Raw genomic sequence first — 19434 nt, 5'->3', positions numbered from 1 at the left:
TGGTGGTACCCGCCGGCTCCTTGAAGAACCTGCTCCTTGACGAACCGGTTTAGCCGAACAGGACCGCGGCTTCGTCATAGCGGTTTTGCGGGACGGTCTTGAGCTTGCCCAAGGCGGCTTCGAAACCCACGTGCTCGATGTCCGTGCCCTTGAGGGCCACCATGGTTCCCCAGCGGCCTTCCACGACTGAATCGATGGCTGCCATTCCCAGACGGGTGGCCAGCACGCGGTCGAAAGCCGAGGGGACGCCGCCGCGCTGGATGTGGCCGAGGATCGTGGCGCGGGTTTCAATGCCGGTGCGGGCTTCGATTTCGGGGGCGAGCTGGTCGGCGATGCCACCCAGTCGGGGCCGGCCGAAGGTATCCAGGCCGCGTTCGGAGTGCGGGGCTTCCATGTGGTCGGGAACAAAACCCTCGGCAACAACAATCAGCGGTGCGCGGCCACGATCGTGGGCCTCCTGGACCCACTCGGTGATCTGCTCGATGCTGACCTTCTGCTCGGGGATCAGGATGGCGTGCGCGCCGGCAGCCATGCCCGCGTGCAGGGCGATCCAGCCCACGTGGCGGCCCATGACCTCGGCGATCATGCAGCGGTGGTGGGATTCCCCGGTGGTGCGTAGCCGGTCGATGGCCTCAGTGGCGATCTGGACGGCGGTATCGAAACCGAAGGTGTAGTCGGTGGCGTCGAGATCATTGTCCACGGTCTTGGGGACGCCCACGATCTTCAGACCGGCGTCGGTCAGGCGCTTCGCGGCTGCAAGGGTGCCTTCACCGCCGATGGCAATAATGGCGTCGATGCCGAGGCGGTCCATGTGGGCTTTGATGACGTCCGGCCCGCCCCCGTTCTCGAACGGGTTGGTGCGGGACGTGCCGAGGATGGTTCCACCCTGCTTGGCGATACCGCGGACCATGGTGCGGGGAATGTCGATGACGTCGCCCTCCACGACGCCCCGCCAACCGTCCCGGAAACCGACGAATTCCTGGCCGTGAATGGCAATTCCCTTGAGGACGGCGCCGCGGATGACGGCGTTAAGTCCGGGGCAGTCGCCACCGCTGGTAAGGATTCCAATTTTCATGAGGGCTCAAATCCTGGCTAGGAGGTATACGTGCAGAGCGCCACGCTGAGCTCACACTGATTGTAGGGGGCAATGTGGGGTGGGACACAAACCATGACCACCGCCAGGGATGAGACTTTTGAAACAGGGTTGAAATGGGACGGGCGAACCAGGGCTGTGTTACTTCCGGCCTTGCGAACGCTGGGTGAGGAAGGATTCCAGGGCAATGGTGCCGCTTTGGTTGGGAAGCAACAGCCAAGCCACCACGTAGATCACCACGGCGGGCCCGGGTAGCAGGCAGAAGATCAGGTAGCCAATACGGACGTAGGCCACGTCCACATTCAGTTTGGCGGCAATGCCACCGCACACCCCTCCGATCAAACGCTGCGGACCGCGCTTCAGGCCAATGCCCCGTACGATGCTGAAGAACTTGTTCATGGCTAGAGCCTTCCCTGTTGTGGCTGCTTTGTCACGTGCTGCTTGCTACCGGTGGTCGGAATCGGTGCCGCCGGCCCCGGAGTCCGGGCCTGACCCGCTGCCCTTTCGGGAGCGGGCGGACAAGAGGCCTCCGATCACGAGTGCCGCTCCGGCCCCGATCATGAGCCCGATCAGCACGTAGGTGCCGTTGAGGACCACGAGGCCGAGCTCGGAAATGATGATCAAAGCCGCGAGTGCCAGGACAATCAGCCCCCAGACCACTGTGCCTACCCTTGCCCGGGCGGTTTGAACCGGGGTTTCAGGTGCCGTTTCAAATGCCCGCGTGGGTTCGTGCGTGCTCATGTCAGTTTCCTTCCTGGACGGTGACGTTACTGAAAGTGCCGTTGAGCCTGACGACAAGCTTGGCGCCGGGTTTGTCCGTGTTGAAGCTCTCCCTGGTACCACCGTTGCTTTGGGTGACGGCGCTACCGTCCTGCTTGAGGTTCGCGAAGGTCATGTCTGCTTGGACCTCCACCGGTACGGTCGAGGGGACGACCAGCTTGATATTGCTTGCGGTCACGTCCATCGGAACCACGACGTCGGAACTCAGTGGCGCGCTCAGGTTCAGTTTGGTCAAGTCAACGGTCCCGTTGGCTCCCGTGATGTCGAAGCCTTTGCGGGCATCGTCGATGCTCACGGGATTCCATTGGGCATTTTGGAGGCGGAAGTGGTCCGCGCTCGGGGCGATATTGAATACGGCTCCGATTACCAGCGTCGCTACGGCCAGGAAGCCGAGCAGCCCCGACGAACGGCCCCGGAGCCCGGCGACAAGGATGCCGAGGCCGAGGACTGCGGCCCCCGTGGCCCAGACCACAGCGTTGGCGGCATCGCCAAGGTGGATGACGTTGCCGGCGTCGAGCAGCTTGAGCGTTCCGCCGGCCAACAGGGCCGCCCCGGCTGAGACCGCTACGATGGCCGCGCCCGGTCCCTGCCGCCTCGGCCGCTCGGGCCGCTCTGGGCGGTTCGGTACGCCAACGGGTGGGTACGGCCCCGCAGGATTGACGGGGCCTGCGGGAGTTGAGGGGCCGCCTGTCCCGTAAGTACCGGAGCCGGAAGGAGCTGCGCTGTAAGGAACTGCGCTGTAAGGAACTGCGCCGTAAGGACCCGCGCTGTAAGGACCGGCCGGATAACCTGCTGAGGCGTGGGTGCCCGCCCCGCCGGGGGAGCCTGGAGCGGCCGCATGGTTGTGAGGGCCCATGGTCTGCCTTCCGTTGCGGGATTTGCTGCGCTGGACCAGGAAGTAGATCAAGTAGATGGTGCCGCCTACCCAGAACAGCGTCCAGAGGATTCCAGGAACGCCGTTCCAGCCCCATCCCCAGAAACCGCGGCCGAGGCCCGGCAATCCGATGATGGTCGTGATGAGGGCGCCGGTCATGCCTGCGGACCAGCGGCCTGCTCCGGCCTCCTGGGCGTGGATGCGGCCATCCGGTTCGGGCAGGAGCGCCCAGGCGACGCCGTAGAGCAGCATGCCGACGCCGGCGAAGAGGGTAAGGACGATGAAGATGCCGCGGACGATCAATGGATCGACGCCGAAGCGGTGCGCGATGCCGCTCGCTACGCCGCCCACCCAACGGTCCCGGCCACGGCTGATGCCTTGGCTGCGGATCCAGTTGAAGAAGTTCTGTGGGGGAGCGGGAACGGCGTAGTTCGGCGAGGCGCCGCTGTTGGCTGCGTTTGGCTGGGCCGGTTCTTCCGGCGAGCCTGTCCCGGCCGGCTGGCTGGATTCTTCAGGTTGACCGGGCTCCGCTGCTTGTCCGGAGTCCTCGGGATTCATGCTGTTCGCGTTCATACTTCGATCTTGCCGCCCGGCGACGCCGCCCTCTATTGGGGGATACCCTGAACGTTCCCTGAGTGGCCCCCTGAGATGCCCTAGCTTCGAGCGCCGAAGGCCCTGATACGTGTTTGGATGGAATCATGACAACCGCCATGCAACGCCCGCCGCTGGTCCGGAGCAGCGACCGGATGATTGCCGGCGTGTGCAGCGGCCTGGCCGACCACCTTGGCTGGCCTGTGAAATACATCCGGCTTGGTATGGTCCTAGCCTCGTTCGCCGGCGGCGCGGGCCTGGCCTTCTACGCCTGGCTCTGGGTCATGGTGCCCACCGCCGACGAAAGCGCCCGCCGCAATAGCCGCCGGCCGGCGTCGCCCATTGCTCCCGCAGTGAGCATGCCCCTTTCGGTGAGCATGCCCCCCGACGTAACAGCGCCCGACGGCGGCGCGCAGCCGCTGCCGCCGTCCGCCCCGGCCCCCGTCTTCGCCTCCTGGTTCAGGATTCGCCGCATCCAGTACGGGAAAGAGATCCTCCTCGGAGCCGGCCTGCTCCTGGTGGCCGCCATCCTCATTGCCCGGCAGCTCGGCGTCGAGGTCCCTCTCGGCACGCTGATCCCGGCGGCGGCCATACTCGGCGGAGCGTCGATCGCGTGGATGCAGTTGGATGAGACGCGCCGGGCCGGGCTGGTGGACAAGACCAAGGCCGACCAAGCCGGTGGCTGGGTCCGCCTCGCTGCAGGCCTGGCCCTGGTGGTTGCCGGGGTGTTGGTCATGGTGTCCGGTTCCGGTTCGTGGGAGCAGACCTGGCTCGCCCTGCTGGCTTCCATCGCGGTGCTGGGCGGCGTCGCACTGGTGCTGCTGCCGTGGGGCTTGAAGTTCTGGAAGGACCTTGAAACTGAGCGGGCAGCGCGGGTTCGCGAGACTGAGCGGGCCGAGATTGCCGCCCACTTGCACGACTCGGTACTGCAGACGCTCGCCTTGATCCAGCGCCGGGCAGGTTCCGAGCAGGACGTGGTCCGCCTCGCCCGTGCCCAGGAGCGTGAACTGCGCACCTGGCTGTACCGGGACGCCGCCAAGGATGCGGGACTCCTGGCGGAGCGGATTGGCGCGGCCGCAGCCGAAGTCGAGGACGCCCACGGACACGCCGTCGACGTCGTCAGCGTGGGAGACGCCGCCATGACAGACAGGCACGAAGCCCTCGTCCTGGCGGCCCGGGAGGCCATGCACAATGCCGCCAGGCACGGCGGCGGAGCCGTGTCCGTCTATCTCGAGAGCTCGGACACCGGCAGCGAGGTTTTTGTCAGGGACCGCGGACCCGGCTTTAATCCGGATACCGTCCCGGAAGACCGGCTCGGAGTCAAGGAATCAATCATCGGACGGATGAAGCGCCACGGCGGTACTGCGGTCATCAGCAGTAGCTCCGAGGGCACCGAAGTACGCCTGAAACTGCCCGTCGAGAACGCCGACAAAGCAGAGAACCGAAACGGAGAAGCCAAAGCATGAACGCCCTATCAGAGCAAGTAGCGCGGAAGGTTCGTGTGGTGATCGTGGACGATCACGCCATTTTCCGGTCCGGGCTGAAGGCCGACCTCGATTCCAGGATCGACGTCGTAGGCGAAGCCGGAACAGTGGAGCAAGCTATCGCCGTGATTGCAGAGGTTCACCCGGAAGTTGTGTTGCTCGACGTCCACCTGCCTGGCGGCCTTGGCGGTGGCGGTCGGGAGGTCATCAGCGCATCCGCGCCGTTGCGTGGGAGCACGAGCTTCCTGGCCTTGAGCGTCTCCGATGCCGCCGAGGACGTCGTGGCCGTCATCCGCGCCGGAGCCCGGGGCTATGTCACCAAGACCATTTCCGGCCCCGAGATCTCCGATGCCGTGATCCGCGTGGCCGACGGGGACGCCGTCTTCTCGCCGAGACTGGCCGGTTTTGTCCTGGACGCGTTTGGAACCTCCCCGGCCGAGATCGCCGACGACGAACTCGACCGTCTCTCCGCGAGGGAGCTGGAAGTCATGCGCCTCATCGCCCGGGGCTACAGCTACAAGGAGGTGGCCAAGGAGTTGTTCATTTCCATCAAGACCGTGGAAACCCATGTCTCCGCGGTACTCCGCAAGCTCCAGCTCTCCAGTCGCCACGAACTGACAAAGTGGGCCGCCGAGCGACGCCTCCTCTGACGCCCGCTCACCTATGGCGGCTTAAACCCAAACGCCCGCTCACCTATGGCCAAGGTGAGCAGGCGTTTGTGGAAGCGGAAGGCTACTTGGCCTGGCCGAGGAATTCCTGGAGGCGTCGAACGCCTTCGGCGAGGTCGTCGTCGCCCAAGGCGTAGGAGAGGCGCACGAAACCGGAGGGGCCGAAGGCCTCGCCCGGAACAATGGCGACCTCAACCTCGTCGAGGATCAGTGAGGCTAGCTCAGCGGACGTTGACGGGCGGGCGGGACCGTTCGACGTCGGGAATTCCTTGCCCAGCAGTCCGCGGACGTCGGCGTAGACGTAGAAGGCGCCGGTCGGCGTCGGGCATTCCACACCCTCGATCGCGTTCAGTCCGGCAACAATCGCCTTGCGGCGGCGGTCGAAGGCGACCTTCATTTCGTCGACGGCGGTCAGCGGACCGGACACCGCAGCGAGGGCTGCGATCTGCATGATGTTGGAAACGTTCGACGTCGCGTGCGACTGGAGGTTGGTGGCGGCCTTGATGACGTCGGCCGGGCCGATCATCCATCCGACACGCCATCCGGTCATGGCGTAGGTCTTGGCGACACCGTTGAGGATGACCACCTTGTCGCCGAGTTCGGGGGCGGCAGTGGCAATCGAGGTGAAGGGGACGCCGTCGTACGTCAGGTGCTCATAGATCTCGTCGGTGACTACCCAGAGGCCCTTCGCCGCTGCCCATTTTCCGATCTCTGCAACTTGTTCGGCGCTATAGACGGCGCCGGTCGGGTTGGACGGGGAAACGAAAAGCAGGATCTTCGTCTTGTCGGTGACCGCGGCCTCAAGCTGCTCCACGGTGACCAGGTAACCCTGTTCCGGGCCGGCGAAGACCTCGACGGGAACGCCTCCGGCGAGGCGGATTGCCTCCGGGTAGGTGGTCCAGAAAGGCGTGGGGATGATTACTTCGTCGCCCGGATCAACCAGTGTGGCGAAGGTGTTGTAGACAGCCTGCTTGCCGCCATTGGTGACCATCACCTGGGACGCATCCACCTTGTAGCCCGAGTCGCGGAAAGTCTTGTCCGCGATAGCCTGCTTCAGCTCCGGCAGGCCGGCGGCAGGGGAGTAGCGGTGGTACTTCGGCTGGCCGGCGGCCTCGACGGCGGCCTTGACGATGTAGTCGGGGGTCGGGAAGTCGGGCTCCCCGGCGCCAAAGCCAATCACGGGGCGACCCGCTGCCTTGAGCGCCTTGGCCTTGGCGTCAACGGCAAGGGTGGCGGATTCGGCGATGGCGGAAATTCGCTGTGAAATGCGGGCGGCTGGTATTCCGGCAGACATTAAAGCACCGTTCTTCGCGGGCAGCTCATGGGCTGGATGGTGGGATTCGACGAAATCTACTTTATGCTGTTCTGCGGAGCTATCGGGCTAACGCCGGGAAAGTGACAGTGAAGGCTGATCAAGCGAGCGCTGATCACACGAGCGGGACGGCCTGAACGCTCCGAAATGGCCCGGTTCGACTATCGCGACGTTGTTGCGTAGACTGGTTCACCGGTGTTGAAAAACATCACAATGGTTCGCGCCCCAGATAGGCTCCGGAATCTCGTGTTCTTCTGGATTCGTTGGCTTCGATGGAGTGTGGCCGAAATATGGATTCGTTCCATAGGGTAGTGGCGCAATTGGTAGCGCAGCGGTCTCCAAAACCGCAGGTTGCAGGTTCGAGTCCTGTCTGCCCTGCGCAAGCTGTTCCGGGTTTTGCTTGGAACAAGCGCAGCAACCATGACTCTGATCAGAGTCGGGTCAACGACGTTTGCATAGATGAGTGAGGATCAGGTGACCGAAACAGCTGCGAGCAGCTCGAAGGGCCGCCCTGCCAAGAAGTCCGATTCCGGCCTCTTCGCTCGAATTGCGCTTTTTGTTCGCCAGGTAATTGGCGAGCTCAAGAAGGTAGTTGCCCCCACCCGTAAGGAACTGGTCAACTACACAGTCGTGGTGCTGGTGTTCGTGGCCATCATGATGCTGGTCGTCACCATCCTGGACCTGGCTTTCGGTACGGGAATCAAATGGGTTTTCGGCGCTACTGGCACCACGAACCACTAAGCGGATCGCTCCGCAAACCGCGTGGAATCCCCGGAAAATCAAGGGATTTCGCAGGGTTTGCGGAATTGAGCCATTTAAATAGGCATGTTAGGCAATGAGGAAGCAGGAGACCAAGTGTCTGAGCAGGAGCTCGAGGTAACTGAGACTGAGCTGGATGGGCCCGCTGAAAGCACGGCCCACGCCACGGCTGACGCCGTGGAAGGATCCGAGGTCGATTCTGCTGCGCCCGAAACTGCCGACGTCGACGACGCCGACCAGGATGAGTCCGGCGACGACGAGTCTGCCGACGACGACGACGAGTCTGCTGAGGCGTCCGACGACGCCGACGCCCTGGCCGCCGCTGCAGCCGTAGCGCCTGCCGACCCCGCTGAGGAGTTCAAGGCCAAGCTTCGCCGCCAGGAAGGTGACTGGTACGTCATCCACTCCTACGCCGGCTACGAAAACCGCGTCAAGGCCAACCTTGAGACCCGCATCCAGACCCTGGACATGGAAGATTACATCTTCGAGATCCAGGTGCCCATGGAGGAAGTGGTTGAGATCAAGAACGCCCAGCGCAAGATCATCAACCGCGTACGCATCCCCGGTTACGTCCTCGTCCGCATGGACCTGACTGACGCATCCTGGGGCGCCGTCCGCCACACCCCCGGGGTCACCGGATTCGTGGGCAACGCACACAACCCGGTTCCGCTTCGCCTCGACGAGGTCTTCTCGATGCTGGCTCCGGTCTTCGAAGAGCAGCAGGCCGAAAAGGGCAAGCCGGTCAACAAGCAGCACCAGACGCCCGTCGACATCGACTTCGAGGTCGGAGAATCCGTCATCGTCAAGGAAGGTCCGTTCGAGACCCTTCCCGCCACGATCTCCGAGATCAAGATGGATTCCCAGACGCTTGTGGTCCTGGTGTCGATCTTCGAACGCGAAACCCCGGTTACGCTCGCCTTCAACCAGGTCACCAAGATCTAGTTGATCCAAGAATTTCGCCCCGCGGTTGCCCGCTTAGCAGCCACGGAGCGGTCGGTCGCCTTGCCATGGCGGCCATAAACCTGAGGCACGCTCCTGTGTCCTAGGAAGTTATTGAGAGAAGGACCTACATTGGCTCCCAAGAAGAAGGTCACCGGCCTCATCAAGCTGCAGATCCAGGCAGGTGCCGCCAACCCGGCCCCGCCGATCGGTCCTGCGCTTGGCCAGCACGGTGTCAACATCATGGAATTCTGCAAGGCGTACAACGCTGCAACGGAAGCCCAGCGCGGAAACGTTATCCCGGTTGAAATCACGGTCTACGAAGACCGCTCCTTCACCTTCATCACCAAGACCCCGCCGGCTGCAGAACTCATCAAGAAGGCTGCAGGCGTTGCAAAGGGTTCGGCCACGCCGCACACCGTCAAGGTTGCCAAGCTGACCCAGGCGCAGGTAAACGAGATCGCCACCACCAAGATGGAAGACCTCAACGCCACCAGCCTTGAGGGCGCTGCCAAGATCATCGCCGGCACCGCACGCTCCATGGGCATCACCGTCGAGGGTTAATTCCCCTCACCGCTTCATGGCGTCTGTTTTGGGAAACTGACGACGCCGGGTAGCACCGCCGGGAAACCGGCACCATTGAAATATTGAAAATGTTGGAGATCCACGCCGGATGTCCGACTGTGGCAGGGCCCAGCGCGGTCCGCAGACCACAACTGCACAAGGAGAATAAGCAGCATGGCAAAGCGCAGCAAAGCATATGAGGCAGCCGCAGCCAAGATCGAGGCGGACAAGTTCTACGCCCCGTTCGAGGCCATCAAGCTCGCCAAGGACACCAACCCGTCCAAGTTCGACGCCACCGTTGAGGTTGCTTTCCGTTTGGGCGTTGACCCGCGTAAGGCCGACCAGATGGTCCGCGGCACCGTGAACCTGCCGCACGGCACGGGTAAGACTGCCCGCGTCCTCGTTTTCGCAACGGGCGACAAGGCTGAAGCGGCAATCGCTGCAGGCGCCGACTTCGTTGGTTCCGATGACCTGATCGAAAAGATCGCAGCCGGCTGGACCGACTTCGACGCCGCAGTGGCAACCCCTGACCTCATGGGCAAGGTTGGCCGTCTCGGTAAGGTCCTCGGCCCGCGTAACCTCATGCCGAACCCGAAGACCGGTACCGTGACTGCTGACGTCACCAAGGCTGTCAACGACATCAAGGGCGGCAAGATCGACTTCCGCGTCGACAAGCACTCGAACCTGCACTTCATCATCGGCAAGGTTTCCTTCGACGAGCTGAAGCTGGCCGAGAACTACGCAGCCGCTCTGGAAGAGGTTCTTCGCCTGAAGCCGTCCGCTTCCAAGGGCCGCTACATCCAGAAGGCTACGGTCGCCACCACGTTCGGTCCGGGCATCTCCGTTGACCCGAACGTCACCAAGGTTCTCACCGAGGCGTAAGCCACCGGGAGCATCGACTCTGAAAGGACCGTCCGGCATTCGCCGGGCGGTCCTTTCGTTGTATGCAAACGGGCACCTATCGCGGCTGGCGAGCGCTGATTAGGCTGAGGGCATGACAGGCCAGATTCCGGATTTCAGCATCCACGAGCTCCATCTGCCGGAGTCCATGGATGGGCCGGACGGCAAGGATTTCCGGGAGCTCTCATCCGTGATGGACGCCATGGTGCTGGAAACCTGGGGAAACCTGGAGCGCGCGTCCTCGGCGCAGGCCCGGCTCGCCGGATGGCGGGATACTCCATACGAGGTATCGAGGAACTTCTTCGCCCGGGTTGAGGGAAGCATCGTCAGCCACGCTTCCTGCAGCGTTCCGCTCAAGGACAATGTCCATACCGCGTGGATCCACGTAGATGTGCTGGAGGGGTGCCGCCGGCATGGAATCGGAACCGCATTGCTCCGCACCGTGGAAGGGATCGCGGCGGCCCAGGGGAGGCACGTCCTGCAGGCGCACACCGAACACCCGATCGGCTTCGCACGAGCAGGAGCAGGAGCAGGCGCGGAGGGAGTACCCGGGGGAGTACCCGACGATGGTCCGGGAGCAGCCTTCTGCCTCAAGCATGGATACACCTTGGAACAGGCCAGCAGATTCAGCACGCTGGACATGGACCATAACGCGGAATGGGCACGACTCGAGCTTGCGGCGCATTCCAAAGCAGACGCCGAATACGGGGTCCTTGCCTGGACGAACCGTTGCCCCGGAGAATACGTGGACCACATGGCCGGGCTGATGGGCCGGATGAGCACGGATACCCCGGCGGGAGGCCTGGAGATCGAGGCGGAGGCCTGGGATGCGGCCCGCGTCAGGCAACTCGAGGACACCACGCTAGCCGAAGGACAGACTGCCCTTGTGGCCGCCGCGCAACATCGGCGGACGGGGGAGCTCGTTGCGTACACCGTGATCTACCTTGATCCCGCGAAGGCCGGGGTGGCCGAGCAGGACGACACTTTGGTGGCAAAGCCGCATCGGGGCCATGGACTGGGGATGCTCGTCAAACTGGCCAATCTGCGCAGGCTGCAGACGGAATATCCGGCCGTCGGGCGCGTCATGACTTTTAACGCCGAGGAAAACGAACATATGCTGTCCATCAACGTACAGCTCGGCTTCAAACCGGCGGGATACGACGGCGAATGGCAAAAGAGGATCAAATGACGAGCACGGTGGAGATCGGCCAACTCTGGATCCCGGATTCCCTTGACGCCGATGACGCCAAGGATTTCCTGGCGGCCGTCGAAGTCAGCCGCAGGGTACGCATGCAGATCTGGGGCACGGATGATCTCGCCTACACTCCGTTGGAGAAACTGCTCGAACTCGGCGACCCGTACGAACGCCAGGTCATTCTCGTAGCCCGCGTTGACGGACGCATTGTCGGTACCGTGGACATCGCGCTGCCCCTTGCGGACAACATGGACCTGGCCGAGTTTACCCTCGACATCCTTCCTGAATTCCAGCGCAGGGGCGTCGGCCGGCAGCTTCTGGAAGCTGCCGAACATTTCGCCAAAAGCGAGGGCCGGACGATGATCATGGTGGACACCAACCATCCTGCCGAGTCCTTGCGCGGCGGTGCAGAGGGCCAGCTAGTACCTGGCAGCGGCCTGGGCTTCGTTCCCTTGGCCAGCCGCGAGGTCGATTTTGCCAGGCGCACCGGCTACACCCTCCAGCACATCGAACAGTTCAGCTCCTGTGCGCTCCCGTTGGATTCGAAGCTCGTCGCCGAGCTTGAGGCCGAAGCGGAAGACGCGAACGCCGGCCGCTACCGTCTCCACCACTGGACCGACCGTTGCCCGGAGCAGTGGCTCGAAGCCGTGGCGGCGCTGGAGAATGCGGCCGGGGAAGTGGTGTCCGAGGGCAGTGAGACCGCGGAGGCCGAACAGCAGCAATTAGTGTTCGACGCCGCTGTGTTGCGCCAGGCGGAGGACGCCGCCGTCGCGCAGGGGCGCCGAACGGTGGTCACCGCCGTCGAGCACGTCGCGAGCGGGCGGATCGTCGGACTCACCACGATCGGCGTCCTGGCGCAACGCCAGGATGTCGTCTTCCAGGACGACACGATCGTCCTGCAGGAGCACCGGGGAAACAAGCTCGGGCTCCTGATCAAAGTCGCCAACATGCAGCGCCTCAGCGAACAGTTCCCCGACGCCCGTGTGATCTACACCTGGAATGCCCCCGAAAACCGGTACTTGCTGACGGTGAACAAGCAATTGGGATTCACGACGGCCGGGGTCACCGGTCTGTGGCAGAAGGAACTGCCGAACATGGGCCCGAGGGTCACCTCCTCCGAGTGAGGCGGCGCGATTTGGCGATGCACTTGCCCGTCCCGTAAGCTTGAACTACCAAAGACCGTCGGTTGATGGGAATCCACTCCTCCGCGCGCAGCTCAACTCTGCAGCTACGCGCGGAAGAACCAAGTGGTTTCCTTGACGAAGGACCCTGACAAAGGGCGGCCGGCGCAGGTGAACGAAGCAAATCTCCGCGATCATTGAGTCGTGTCGAGCCAAGCCCCGTGCATCTGCGCGGGGCGTTTTTTAGTTGCAGCTCTTTTGAGCGGGGACCCGGAAAACCGGCTTTATTCCCCGGAAGGAGGGTTATGGCAACGCCTAGCAAGATCTCTGCAGTAGCTGAGATCACCAACGATTTCAAGGAATCGAACGCCGCTGTCCTGACCGAATACCGTGGGCTCTCTGTTGCACAGCTCAAGCAGCTGCGTGTTTCTCTCGGCCTGGACACCAAGTTCTCGGTCGTCAAGAACACCCTGACCGCCATTGCAGCCAAGGAAGCTGGTGTCGAAGCATTCGACGGTCAGCTCGCCGGCCCCACTGCAATTGCATTCATCAAGGGTGACGCGGTTGCTGCCGCCAAGAGCCTGACGGACTTTGCCAAGGTCAACAAGCAGCTGGTCATCAAGACCGGCTACTTCGAAGGCAAGGCACTGAACGCAGCAGAGGTTGCCGCACTGGCGGCCCTCGAGTCCCGTGAGCTGCAGCTCGCCAAGGTTGCAGGCATCCTCAAGGCACCTGCTGCCGCTGCTGCACGCATCATTGACGCTCTGCGCCTCAAGCTTGAAGAAGAGGGCGGCGCTGTTGCACCGGCCGCTGAAGAAGCACCGGCTGCCGAAGAGGCTCCCGCCGAGGCTGCTGCAGAAGAGGCTGCCGCTCCGGCTGAAGCCGCTGAAGCAGCAACCGAAGAGAACTAAGTTCTCCCCATTCAAACTGCGGTGCAGTAACGGACGACGTCCGTGGCAGCACCACCTAAAGGAAGGACGCCAAACATGGCGAAGCTCAGCAACGAAGAGCTCATTGAAGCTTTCAAGGAACTGACCATCATCGAGCTCTCCGAGTTCGTCAAGCTCTTCGAAGAGACCTTCGAAGTTACTGCTGCTGCTGTTGCAGTTGCAGGCCCGGCTGGTGCCGGTGCTGGCGAAGAAGTTGAAGAGAAGACCGAATTTGATGTCATCCTCGAAGCTGCTGGTGAAAAGAAGATCGCAGTGATCAAGGAAGTTCGCGCCATCACCTCCCTCGGCCTCAAGGAAGCCAAGGACCTGGTTGACGGTGCACCGAAGGCTGTTCTCGAAGGCGCCACCAAGGAAGCCGCTGAGAAGGCCAAGGACCAGCTCGAAGCTGCAGGCGCCACGGTTACTGTCAAGTAACTCGCCTTTTCGGGAAGCCCCGTCCGGATTCGTCCGGGCGGGGCTTTCCTGCGTTTAAGGGCAACGCGGGGTCACTTACGGCCCATTGGGTGCTGCTGGATGGGCCGTAAGTGACCCCGTGTTGCTCAGATGGGGTCGCTGATGTCGGCTACTACGGCCTGCAGCGCGGCCGCCAGCTCATCGGCCTTCACGAAAGCGCTGAATCCGTGTTCGCCCGCCCCCATGGAGATCCTGCGTCCGGAGATGCTGGCATCCGCATAGACGGGCCATGGCTTGGAACTTCCGAGCGGCGTGATGGTACCGCGCTCATAGCCGGTTGCCTCGAAAGCGATGTCTGCGGACGGCATGGACAGCTTGTTGACGCCGAGGAGGGCGCGCAGCTTGGGCCAGGAGATCTGCCGGTCACCAGGAACCAACGCAAACAGGAACGTGCCATCCCGGTGCTTGACCACGAGGGACTTCACGATGTCCGCCGGTCTGATGCCCATGATGCGGGCCGCCTCGTCAAGGCTGCCTGCCGCGGCCCGCTCCACGAGTTGGACGTCGAGTCCGCGGGCGGCCGCGTCGGCCAGGAATCGCTCAGTGCCCCGCATTCATGCCCCGTTTCCATTCAAGGCCGCTTCCGCGGCTGAATCGCCCGAACATCTAGTCGCGGTAGAGAAGCAGCGCTTCGCCTTGGCCGCCGCCGCCGCACAGGGCAACCGCCGCTTTGCCCTTCCCGCGGCGCTTCAGCTCGTGGGCCGCGTGGAGGGCAAGCCGCGCTCCTGAGGCACCGATCGGGTGTCCGATCGCAATGGCTCCGCCGTGGACATTGCACTTCTCCAAGGGATAGTCCAGGTCCTTCAAGGACTGCACCGCAACCGAACCGAAGGCTTCGTTGATCTCGATGAAGTCCAAATCGGCCGTCGTCCATCCCGCGCGGTCCAGGGCGTGGCGTATCGCGTTGGAAGGCTGCGAATGCAGGCTGTTGTCGGGTCCGGCTACTTGGCCGGGCTTGCCGACGACGGCGAGGTAGTCAAGGCCGTTCTCCTCGGCAAAGCGGCGGCTCGTGAGAACGAGTGCGGAGGCGCCGTCGGACAGGGGAGAGGAGTTGCCTGCGGTGATGGTTCCGTCGGTGGCAAAGGCGCCCTTCAACGGGGCCAAGGTCTCCAATGTTGTCTGGGGGCGGACGCCTTCGTCGCTTGTCAGCACCAAGGGTTCTCCCTTACGCTGCTTGACGCTGATGGGTGTGATCTCGCCGTCGAACACGCCTTGCGCGGCGGCAGCGGCCGCACGCTGGTGCGAAGCGGCGGCCACTTCATCCTGGGACCGGCGGTCGATGCCGAGCGAAAGGTTCTTGATCTCGGTGGACAGCCCCATGGACTGGCCATCAAAGGCATCGGTGAGGCCGTCGTGGGCAGCGACGTCGAGGGCCTGGATCGCCCCGTAGCTCCACCCTTGCCTTGAACCGGGCAGCAGGTGGGGGGCGCGGCTCATCGATTCCTGGCCGCCGGCAACCACGACGGCGGCGTCCCCGCTACGGATCATTCGCGCGGCATCGATCACGGCAGTCAGTCCGGAGAGGCAGACCTTGTTGATGGTGACGGCAGGGATGTTCCAGCCGATTCCGGCGGCGATGGCGCTTTGCCGGGCCGGGTTCTGGCCGGCGCCCGCCTGCAGGACCTGTCCCATGATCACAGCGTCCACTTTGTCCGCGGTGAGTCCGCTCGCGGCGATGGCGCCCGAAATGGCGTGAGCGCCGAGCTCGACGGCGGTGAGCCCTGCCAGTTGCCCGTTCAACCGTCCCTGTGGGGTGCGGCTGGCGGAAAGGATGACAACGTCGTTGTTGTTGTCCGTCATGTCTGAGGGGGTGCTCATTTTCTCTCTTCCGATCAAGGGTGGTGAGCCTAGGTTACCGTGGCGTACATCACCACTCCATTCAACAATGGAGCCTGGATCTACATTCCGTCGACGGCAGTATCCGGGCAGGGGCGCATAGGTGCCTGCAGCAACTGTGCTTGCATTCGGGCGGGATGTGGGGTAGACAGGTGGGTTGATTTGCCGTATTGTGGATATTTGCGTCTTCCCTGTTAACCTTCAGCCTTCATATAGCGGTGGGCTTTACCTCTCAGCTGCGCCATCGACGTGCCGTTAAGAACGCGCATGGTCTTGGCCAGCGGGGGTCCCGGGTCATATAGCGGAACCGGAAAGGTACACTGCGGATTCAATCTGCAGGGTGCAAGCGGGGGAGATCTGAAAACGCCTGAAGGTCTGTGGAAGGATCCCTCTTGGTCGCCTCGAGCACCTCTAATAACGAAACCGCTAATACGGCAAGCACCGATGGTGCAACTCGCCGGCTCTCATTCGCAAAGATTCACGAACCGCTGGACGTTCCGAATCTGCTCGCACTGCAGACGGACAGCTTTGACTGGCTGGTCGGAAACGAACGCTGGCAGTCGCGGGTAGCGAAGGCCGTCGAGGAAGGCGACCTGAGCGTCGCCACCACCTCGGGACTTGCTGACATCTTCGAAGAGATCTCCCCCATCGAGGACTTCCAGGGCACTATGTCCCTGAGCTTCTCCGAGCCGGAGTTCGCTGATCCGAAGTACACCATGGCCGAATGCAAAGACCGTGACGCCACTTACTCGGCACCGCTGTATGTCAAGGCCGAGTTCATGAACAACAACACGGGTGAAATCAAGCAGCAGACCGTGTTCATGGGCGATTTCCCTCTCATGACCGAGAAGGGAACGTTCGTCGTCAACGGCACCGAGCGTGTCGTCGTCTCCCAGCTGGTCCGTTCGCCGGGCGCCTACTTTGAGCGCACCGCTGACAAGACCAGTGACAAGGACATCTTCACTGCAAAGATCATCCCGTCCCGCGGTGCATGGTTCGAGCTCGAAATCGACAAGCGCGACCAGGTCGGCGTACGCCTCGACCGCAAGCGCAAGCAGTCGGTCACCGTTCTGCTGAAGGCCCTCGGTTGGACCGAAGGCCAGATCCTCGAAGAGTTCGGCCAGTACGACTCCATGCGCGCAACGCTGGAGAAGGACGCCACCGAAACCCGCGAAGACGCCCTGCTGGACATCTACCGCAAGCTGCGTCCGGGCGAGCCGCCCACCGTCGAGGCTGCCCAGTCCCTGCTGGACAACCTGTACTTCAACGCCAAGCGCTACGATCTGGCCAAGGTCGGCCGTTACAAGATCAACCGCAAGCTCGGCATCGACCGCTCCCTTGGCGACAAGGAAGCTTCGGTCCTGCACGTTGAAGACATTGTGGCCATGATCAAGTTCCTCGTCGCGCTTCACGCCGGCGAGAAGACCCTCATGGGCAAGCGCGATGGCGAAGACCACGAGCTCCGCGTCGAGATCGATGACATCGACCACTTCGGCAACCGTCGCATCCGCGCCGTCGGCGAACTGATCGAAAACCAGGTCCGCACCGGCCTGTCCCGCATGGAGCGCGTCGTCCGCGAACGCATGACCACGCAGGACGTCGAAGCGATCACGCCGCAGACCCTGATCAACATCCGCCCTGTTGTGGCAGCTATCAAGGAGTTCTTCGGAACGTCCCAGCTGTCGCAGTTCATGGACCAGAACAACCCGTTGTCGGGTCTGACCCACAAGCGCCGCCTGTCGGCCCTTGGCCCGGGTGGTCTGTCCCGTGACCGCGCAGGCATGGAAGTTCGAGACGTTCACCCGTCCCACTACGGACGTATGTGCCCCATCGAAACTCCTGAAGGCCCGAACATTGGTCTGATCGGTTCGTTGGCTTCCTACGGCCGTATCAACCCGTTCGGTTTCATCGAGACTCCGTACCGCCTGGTGTCCGAGGGTGTCGTTTCCGATGAGGTCCAGTACCTCACCGCCGACGACGAAGCCGAGGTCCTGATTGCACAGGCCAACGCACCGCTGGATGCCGACAAGAAGTTCGCGGAAGAAACCGTGCTTGTCCGTGCCCGTGGTGGTGGAGGCGAGCCCGTCCTGGTTCCGGCCGGCGAGGTCCAGTTCATGGACGTTTCCCCGCGCCAGATGGTGTCCGTAGCTACCGCCCTGATTCCGTTCCTCGAGCATGACGATGCAAACCGCGCACTCATGGGTGCCAACATGCAGCGCCAGGCTGTGCCGCTGGTCCGTTCCGAGGCCCCGTTCGTGGGTACCGGCATGGAGCGCGCTGCCGCCGTCGACGCCGGTGACGTTGTCATCGCGAAGAAGGCCGGTGTCGTCAACGAAGTTTCCGCTGACCTCGTCACCATGCTCAACGACGATGGCACGGAAACCAGCTACCGCATCAACAAGTTCGCCCGTTCCAACCAGGGCAACTGCTACAACCACCGTGTCCTGGTCAACGAAGGCCAGCGCCTCGAAGTCGGCGGCATCATCGCTGACGGCCCGGCAACGGACCAGGGTGAACTCGCCCTCGGTAAGAACCTCCTCGTGGCATTCATGTCCTGGGAAGGCCACAACTTCGAGGACGCCATCATCCTGTCGCAGCGCATCGTCGCTGAGGACGTTCTTTCCTCCATCCACATCGAAGAGCACGAGATCGATGCCCGCGACACCAAGCTTGGTGCCGAGGAAATCACCCGTGACATCCCCAACGTGTCCGAGGAAGTCCTCGCAGGACTGGACGAGCGCGGCATCATCCACATCGGTGCCGAAGTTGAAGCCGGCGACATCCTGGTCGGAAAGGTCACCCCGAAGGGTGAAACCGAACTGACTCCGGAAGAGCGCCTCCTCCGTGCGATCTTCGGTGAGAAGTCCCGCGAAGTGCGTGACACCTCCCTGAAGGTTCCCCACGGTGAGTCCGGCACGGTCATCGGCGTGCGCGTCTTCGACCGCGACAACGACGACGAGCTGCCCCCGGGCGTCAACCAGCTGGTCCGCGTCTACGTTGCTGCCAAGCGCAAGATCACCGACGGCGACAAGCTCGCCGGCCGCCACGGTAACAAGGGCGTCATCTCCAAGATCCTCCCGATCGAAGACATGCCGTTCCTTGCCGACGGTACGCCGGTGGACATCGTCCTGAACCCGCTGGGTGTTCCGGGCCGCATGAACGTCGGCCAGGTGCTCGAAACGCACCTTGGCTGGGTTGCGAAGACCGGTTGGAAGATCGAAGGCGAGCCGGAGTGGGTCAAGAACCTCCCGAACCTGCCTCGTGAATCCGGCCAGACCACTGTCGCCACCCCGGTGTTCGACGGTGCACGCGAAGAGGAAATCACAGGTCTGCTGGATTCCACCAACGTGACCCGCGACGGCGACCGCCTGATCGACTCCTCCGGCAAGACCCGTCTGTTCGACGGCCGCTCCGGCGAGCCGTTCCCGGACCCGATCTCCGTGGGCTACATGTACATCCTGAAGCTCCACCACCTGGTGGACGACAAGATCCACGCGCGCTCCACCGGCCCGTACTCCATGATCACGCAGCAGCCGCTGGGTGGTAAGGCACAGTTCGGTGGCCAGCGCTTCGGTGAAATGGAAGTGTGGGCGCTCGAAGCATACGGCGCTGCCTACACCCTCCAGGAACTGCTGACGATCAAGTCGGACGATATCCACGGCCGCGTGAAGGTCTACGAAGCCATCGTCAAGGGCGAGAACATCCCCGAGCCTGGCGTTCCGGAATCCTTCAAGGTCTTGATCAAGGAAATGCAGTCGCTGTGCCTGAACGTGGAAGTTCTTTCCACGGACGGTACGACGATCGAAATGCGTGACTCTGATGACGCAGTCTTTACGGCTGCGGAAGAACTGGGCATTGATCTGTCTCGCGCAGAGCCCAGCTCCGTAGAAGAGGTCTAACAGCCGCTCTGGCTGG

General features: G+C 62.9%; 18 protein-coding genes and 1 tRNA gene. 12 read left to right on the top strand and 7 right to left on the bottom strand.

The annotated features are described in order from the left end of the window. Positions 1 to 49: 49 nt before the first annotated feature. From ABEA18_RS07615 to ABEA18_RS07600, 4 genes are all read right to left on the bottom strand, one after another. Positions 50 to 1075, bottom strand: coding sequence for an ATP-dependent 6-phosphofructokinase (locus ABEA18_RS07615; RefSeq protein ID WP_234749032.1), 1026 nt, complete (start codon positions 1073 to 1075; stop codon positions 50 to 52). A 159-nt stretch (positions 1076 to 1234) separates the two neighbouring features. After that, complete coding sequence (locus ABEA18_RS07610) at positions 1235 to 1492, bottom strand: PspC domain-containing protein (RefSeq protein ID WP_345448649.1); 258 nt, start codon at positions 1490 to 1492, stop codon at positions 1235 to 1237. A gap of 45 nt (positions 1493 to 1537) precedes the next feature. Next, positions 1538 to 1834, bottom strand: a complete 297-nt coding sequence (locus ABEA18_RS07605) for a hypothetical protein (RefSeq protein WP_345448648.1) — start codon at positions 1832 to 1834, stop codon at positions 1538 to 1540. Between the two features lies 1 nt (position 1835). Further along, positions 1836 to 3320 (bottom strand): PspC domain-containing protein, encoded by a 1485-nt coding sequence (locus ABEA18_RS07600; protein WP_345448647.1) that lies wholly within the window; start codon positions 3318 to 3320, stop codon positions 1836 to 1838. Positions 3321 to 3445: 125 nt separating this feature from the next. On the opposite strand from ABEA18_RS07600, the gene ABEA18_RS07595 reads away from it, so the two are divergent. Together ABEA18_RS07595 and ABEA18_RS07590 are read left to right on the top strand one after the other, a co-directional pair. Continuing rightward, on the top strand, positions 3446 to 4804 hold the full coding sequence (locus ABEA18_RS07595) for an ATP-binding protein (protein WP_345448646.1): 1359 nt from the start codon (positions 3446 to 3448) through the stop codon (positions 4802 to 4804). Further along, positions 4801 to 5472, top strand: a complete 672-nt coding sequence (locus ABEA18_RS07590) for a LuxR C-terminal-related transcriptional regulator (RefSeq protein WP_236812294.1) — start codon at positions 4801 to 4803, stop codon at positions 5470 to 5472. Before ABEA18_RS07595 ends, ABEA18_RS07590 begins: the two co-directional genes overlap by 4 nt. 82 nt (positions 5473 to 5554) lie before the next feature. Here the strand turns inward: ABEA18_RS07590 and ABEA18_RS07585 are convergent, their stop codons facing one another. After that, positions 5555 to 6784, bottom strand: a complete 1230-nt coding sequence (locus tag ABEA18_RS07585; RefSeq protein ID WP_345448644.1) for a pyridoxal phosphate-dependent aminotransferase — start codon at positions 6782 to 6784, stop codon at positions 5555 to 5557. A 323-nt stretch (positions 6785 to 7107) separates the two neighbouring features. Between ABEA18_RS07585 and ABEA18_RS07580 the strand changes: the two genes are divergently transcribed. From ABEA18_RS07580 to rplL, 9 genes are all read left to right on the top strand, one after another. Next, positions 7108 to 7180 (top strand) — tRNA-Trp (locus ABEA18_RS07580). A gap of 81 nt (positions 7181 to 7261) precedes the next feature. Continuing rightward, positions 7262 to 7543, top strand: a complete 282-nt coding sequence (secE, locus tag ABEA18_RS07575) for a preprotein translocase subunit SecE (RefSeq protein ID WP_059387348.1) — start codon at positions 7262 to 7264, stop codon at positions 7541 to 7543. Positions 7544 to 7657: 114 nt separating this feature from the next. After that, the gene (gene nusG / locus ABEA18_RS07570) at positions 7658 to 8503 is read left to right on the top strand and encodes a transcription termination/antitermination protein NusG (RefSeq protein ID WP_345448642.1); all 846 of its coding nucleotides are present in this window, start codon (positions 7658 to 7660) and stop codon (positions 8501 to 8503) included. Between the two features lie 129 nt (positions 8504 to 8632). Beyond that, on the top strand, positions 8633 to 9064 hold the full coding sequence (gene rplK / locus ABEA18_RS07565; protein ID WP_018773647.1) for a 50S ribosomal protein L11: 432 nt from the start codon (positions 8633 to 8635) through the stop codon (positions 9062 to 9064). Between the two features lie 174 nt (positions 9065 to 9238). Beyond that, positions 9239 to 9946 carry a 50S ribosomal protein L1 gene (gene rplA, locus ABEA18_RS07560; protein WP_028265118.1) on the top strand — a complete coding sequence of 236 codons (708 nt, stop codon included), beginning with the start codon at positions 9239 to 9241 and terminating at the stop codon, positions 9944 to 9946. A 112-nt stretch (positions 9947 to 10058) separates the two neighbouring features. Then, complete coding sequence (locus ABEA18_RS07555) at positions 10059 to 11153, top strand: GNAT family N-acetyltransferase (RefSeq protein WP_345448641.1); 1095 nt, start codon at positions 10059 to 10061, stop codon at positions 11151 to 11153. Beyond that, entirely contained in the window at positions 11132 to 12283 is a 1152-nt protein-coding gene (locus ABEA18_RS07550; protein WP_425550495.1) for a GNAT family N-acetyltransferase, read from the top strand. Before ABEA18_RS07555 ends, ABEA18_RS07550 begins: the two co-directional genes overlap by 22 nt. A gap of 302 nt (positions 12284 to 12585) precedes the next feature. Then, complete coding sequence (gene rplJ / locus ABEA18_RS07545; protein WP_234749043.1) at positions 12586 to 13191, top strand: 50S ribosomal protein L10; 606 nt, start codon at positions 12586 to 12588, stop codon at positions 13189 to 13191. 75 nt (positions 13192 to 13266) lie between these two features. Next, positions 13267 to 13644 carry a 50S ribosomal protein L7/L12 gene (gene rplL / locus ABEA18_RS07540; RefSeq protein WP_234749044.1) on the top strand — a complete coding sequence of 126 codons (378 nt, stop codon included), beginning with the start codon at positions 13267 to 13269 and terminating at the stop codon, positions 13642 to 13644. A 125-nt stretch (positions 13645 to 13769) separates the two neighbouring features. Here rplL and ABEA18_RS07535 read toward each other — a convergent pair whose 3' ends face one another. Together ABEA18_RS07535 and ABEA18_RS07530 are read right to left on the bottom strand one after the other, a co-directional pair. After that, positions 13770 to 14237, bottom strand: a complete 468-nt coding sequence (locus ABEA18_RS07535; RefSeq protein ID WP_345448638.1) for an aminoacyl-tRNA deacylase — start codon at positions 14235 to 14237, stop codon at positions 13770 to 13772. Positions 14238 to 14289: 52 nt separating this feature from the next. Continuing rightward, entirely contained in the window at positions 14290 to 15501 is a 1212-nt protein-coding gene (locus ABEA18_RS07530) for an acetyl-CoA C-acetyltransferase (protein ID WP_345448637.1), read from the bottom strand. 410 nt (positions 15502 to 15911) lie between these two features. Here ABEA18_RS07530 and rpoB point away from each other — a divergent pair, with 410 nt between their 5' ends. After that, positions 15912 to 19418, top strand: coding sequence for a DNA-directed RNA polymerase subunit beta (gene rpoB, locus ABEA18_RS07525; RefSeq protein WP_078108119.1), 3507 nt, complete (start codon positions 15912 to 15914; stop codon positions 19416 to 19418). Positions 19419 to 19434: the final 16 nt, after the last annotated feature.

It is taken from the genome of Arthrobacter gyeryongensis, assembly GCF_039543785.1.
In the GTDB taxonomy this organism is placed as follows: domain Bacteria; phylum Actinomycetota; class Actinomycetes; order Actinomycetales; family Micrococcaceae; genus Arthrobacter; species Arthrobacter gyeryongensis.
Note: the sequence above shows the minus strand (reverse complement) of the source record. Positions and strands in the feature narration are given on the sequence as shown.

What these genes read in the sequence shown, in the direction of transcription:
- ABEA18_RS07615 (WP_234749032.1), bottom strand. Translation starts at nt 1,075, where the DNA reads ATGAAAATTGGAATCCTTACCAGCGGTGGCGACTGCCCCGGACTTAAC.
- ABEA18_RS07610 (WP_345448649.1), bottom strand. Translation starts at nt 1,492, where the DNA reads ATGAACAAGTTCTTCAGCATCGTACGGGGCATTGGCCTGAAGCGCGGT.
- ABEA18_RS07605 (WP_345448648.1), bottom strand. Translation starts at nt 1,834, where the DNA reads ATGAGCACGCACGAACCCACGCGGGCATTTGAAACGGCACCTGAAACC.
- ABEA18_RS07600 (WP_345448647.1), bottom strand. Translation starts at nt 3,320, where the DNA reads ATGAACGCGAACAGCATGAATCCCGAGGACTCCGGACAAGCAGCGGAG.
- ABEA18_RS07595 (WP_345448646.1), top strand. Translation starts at nt 3,446, where the DNA reads ATGACAACCGCCATGCAACGCCCGCCGCTGGTCCGGAGCAGCGACCGG.
- ABEA18_RS07590 (WP_236812294.1), top strand. Translation starts at nt 4,801, where the DNA reads ATGAACGCCCTATCAGAGCAAGTAGCGCGGAAGGTTCGTGTGGTGATC.
- ABEA18_RS07585 (WP_345448644.1), bottom strand. Translation starts at nt 6,784, where the DNA reads ATGTCTGCCGGAATACCAGCCGCCCGCATTTCACAGCGAATTTCCGCC.
- secE (WP_059387348.1), top strand. Translation starts at nt 7,262, where the DNA reads ATGAGTGAGGATCAGGTGACCGAAACAGCTGCGAGCAGCTCGAAGGGC.
- rplA (WP_028265118.1), top strand. Translation starts at nt 9,239, where the DNA reads ATGGCAAAGCGCAGCAAAGCATATGAGGCAGCCGCAGCCAAGATCGAG.
- ABEA18_RS07555 (WP_345448641.1), top strand. Translation starts at nt 10,059, where the DNA reads ATGACAGGCCAGATTCCGGATTTCAGCATCCACGAGCTCCATCTGCCG.
- ABEA18_RS07550 (WP_425550495.1), top strand. Translation starts at nt 11,132, where the DNA reads ATGGCAAAAGAGGATCAAATGACGAGCACGGTGGAGATCGGCCAACTC.
- rplJ (WP_234749043.1), top strand. Translation starts at nt 12,586, where the DNA reads ATGGCAACGCCTAGCAAGATCTCTGCAGTAGCTGAGATCACCAACGAT.
- rplL (WP_234749044.1), top strand. Translation starts at nt 13,267, where the DNA reads ATGGCGAAGCTCAGCAACGAAGAGCTCATTGAAGCTTTCAAGGAACTG.
- ABEA18_RS07535 (WP_345448638.1), bottom strand. Translation starts at nt 14,237, where the DNA reads ATGCGGGGCACTGAGCGATTCCTGGCCGACGCGGCCGCCCGCGGACTC.
- ABEA18_RS07530 (WP_345448637.1), bottom strand. Translation starts at nt 15,501, where the DNA reads ATGAGCACCCCCTCAGACATGACGGACAACAACAACGACGTTGTCATC.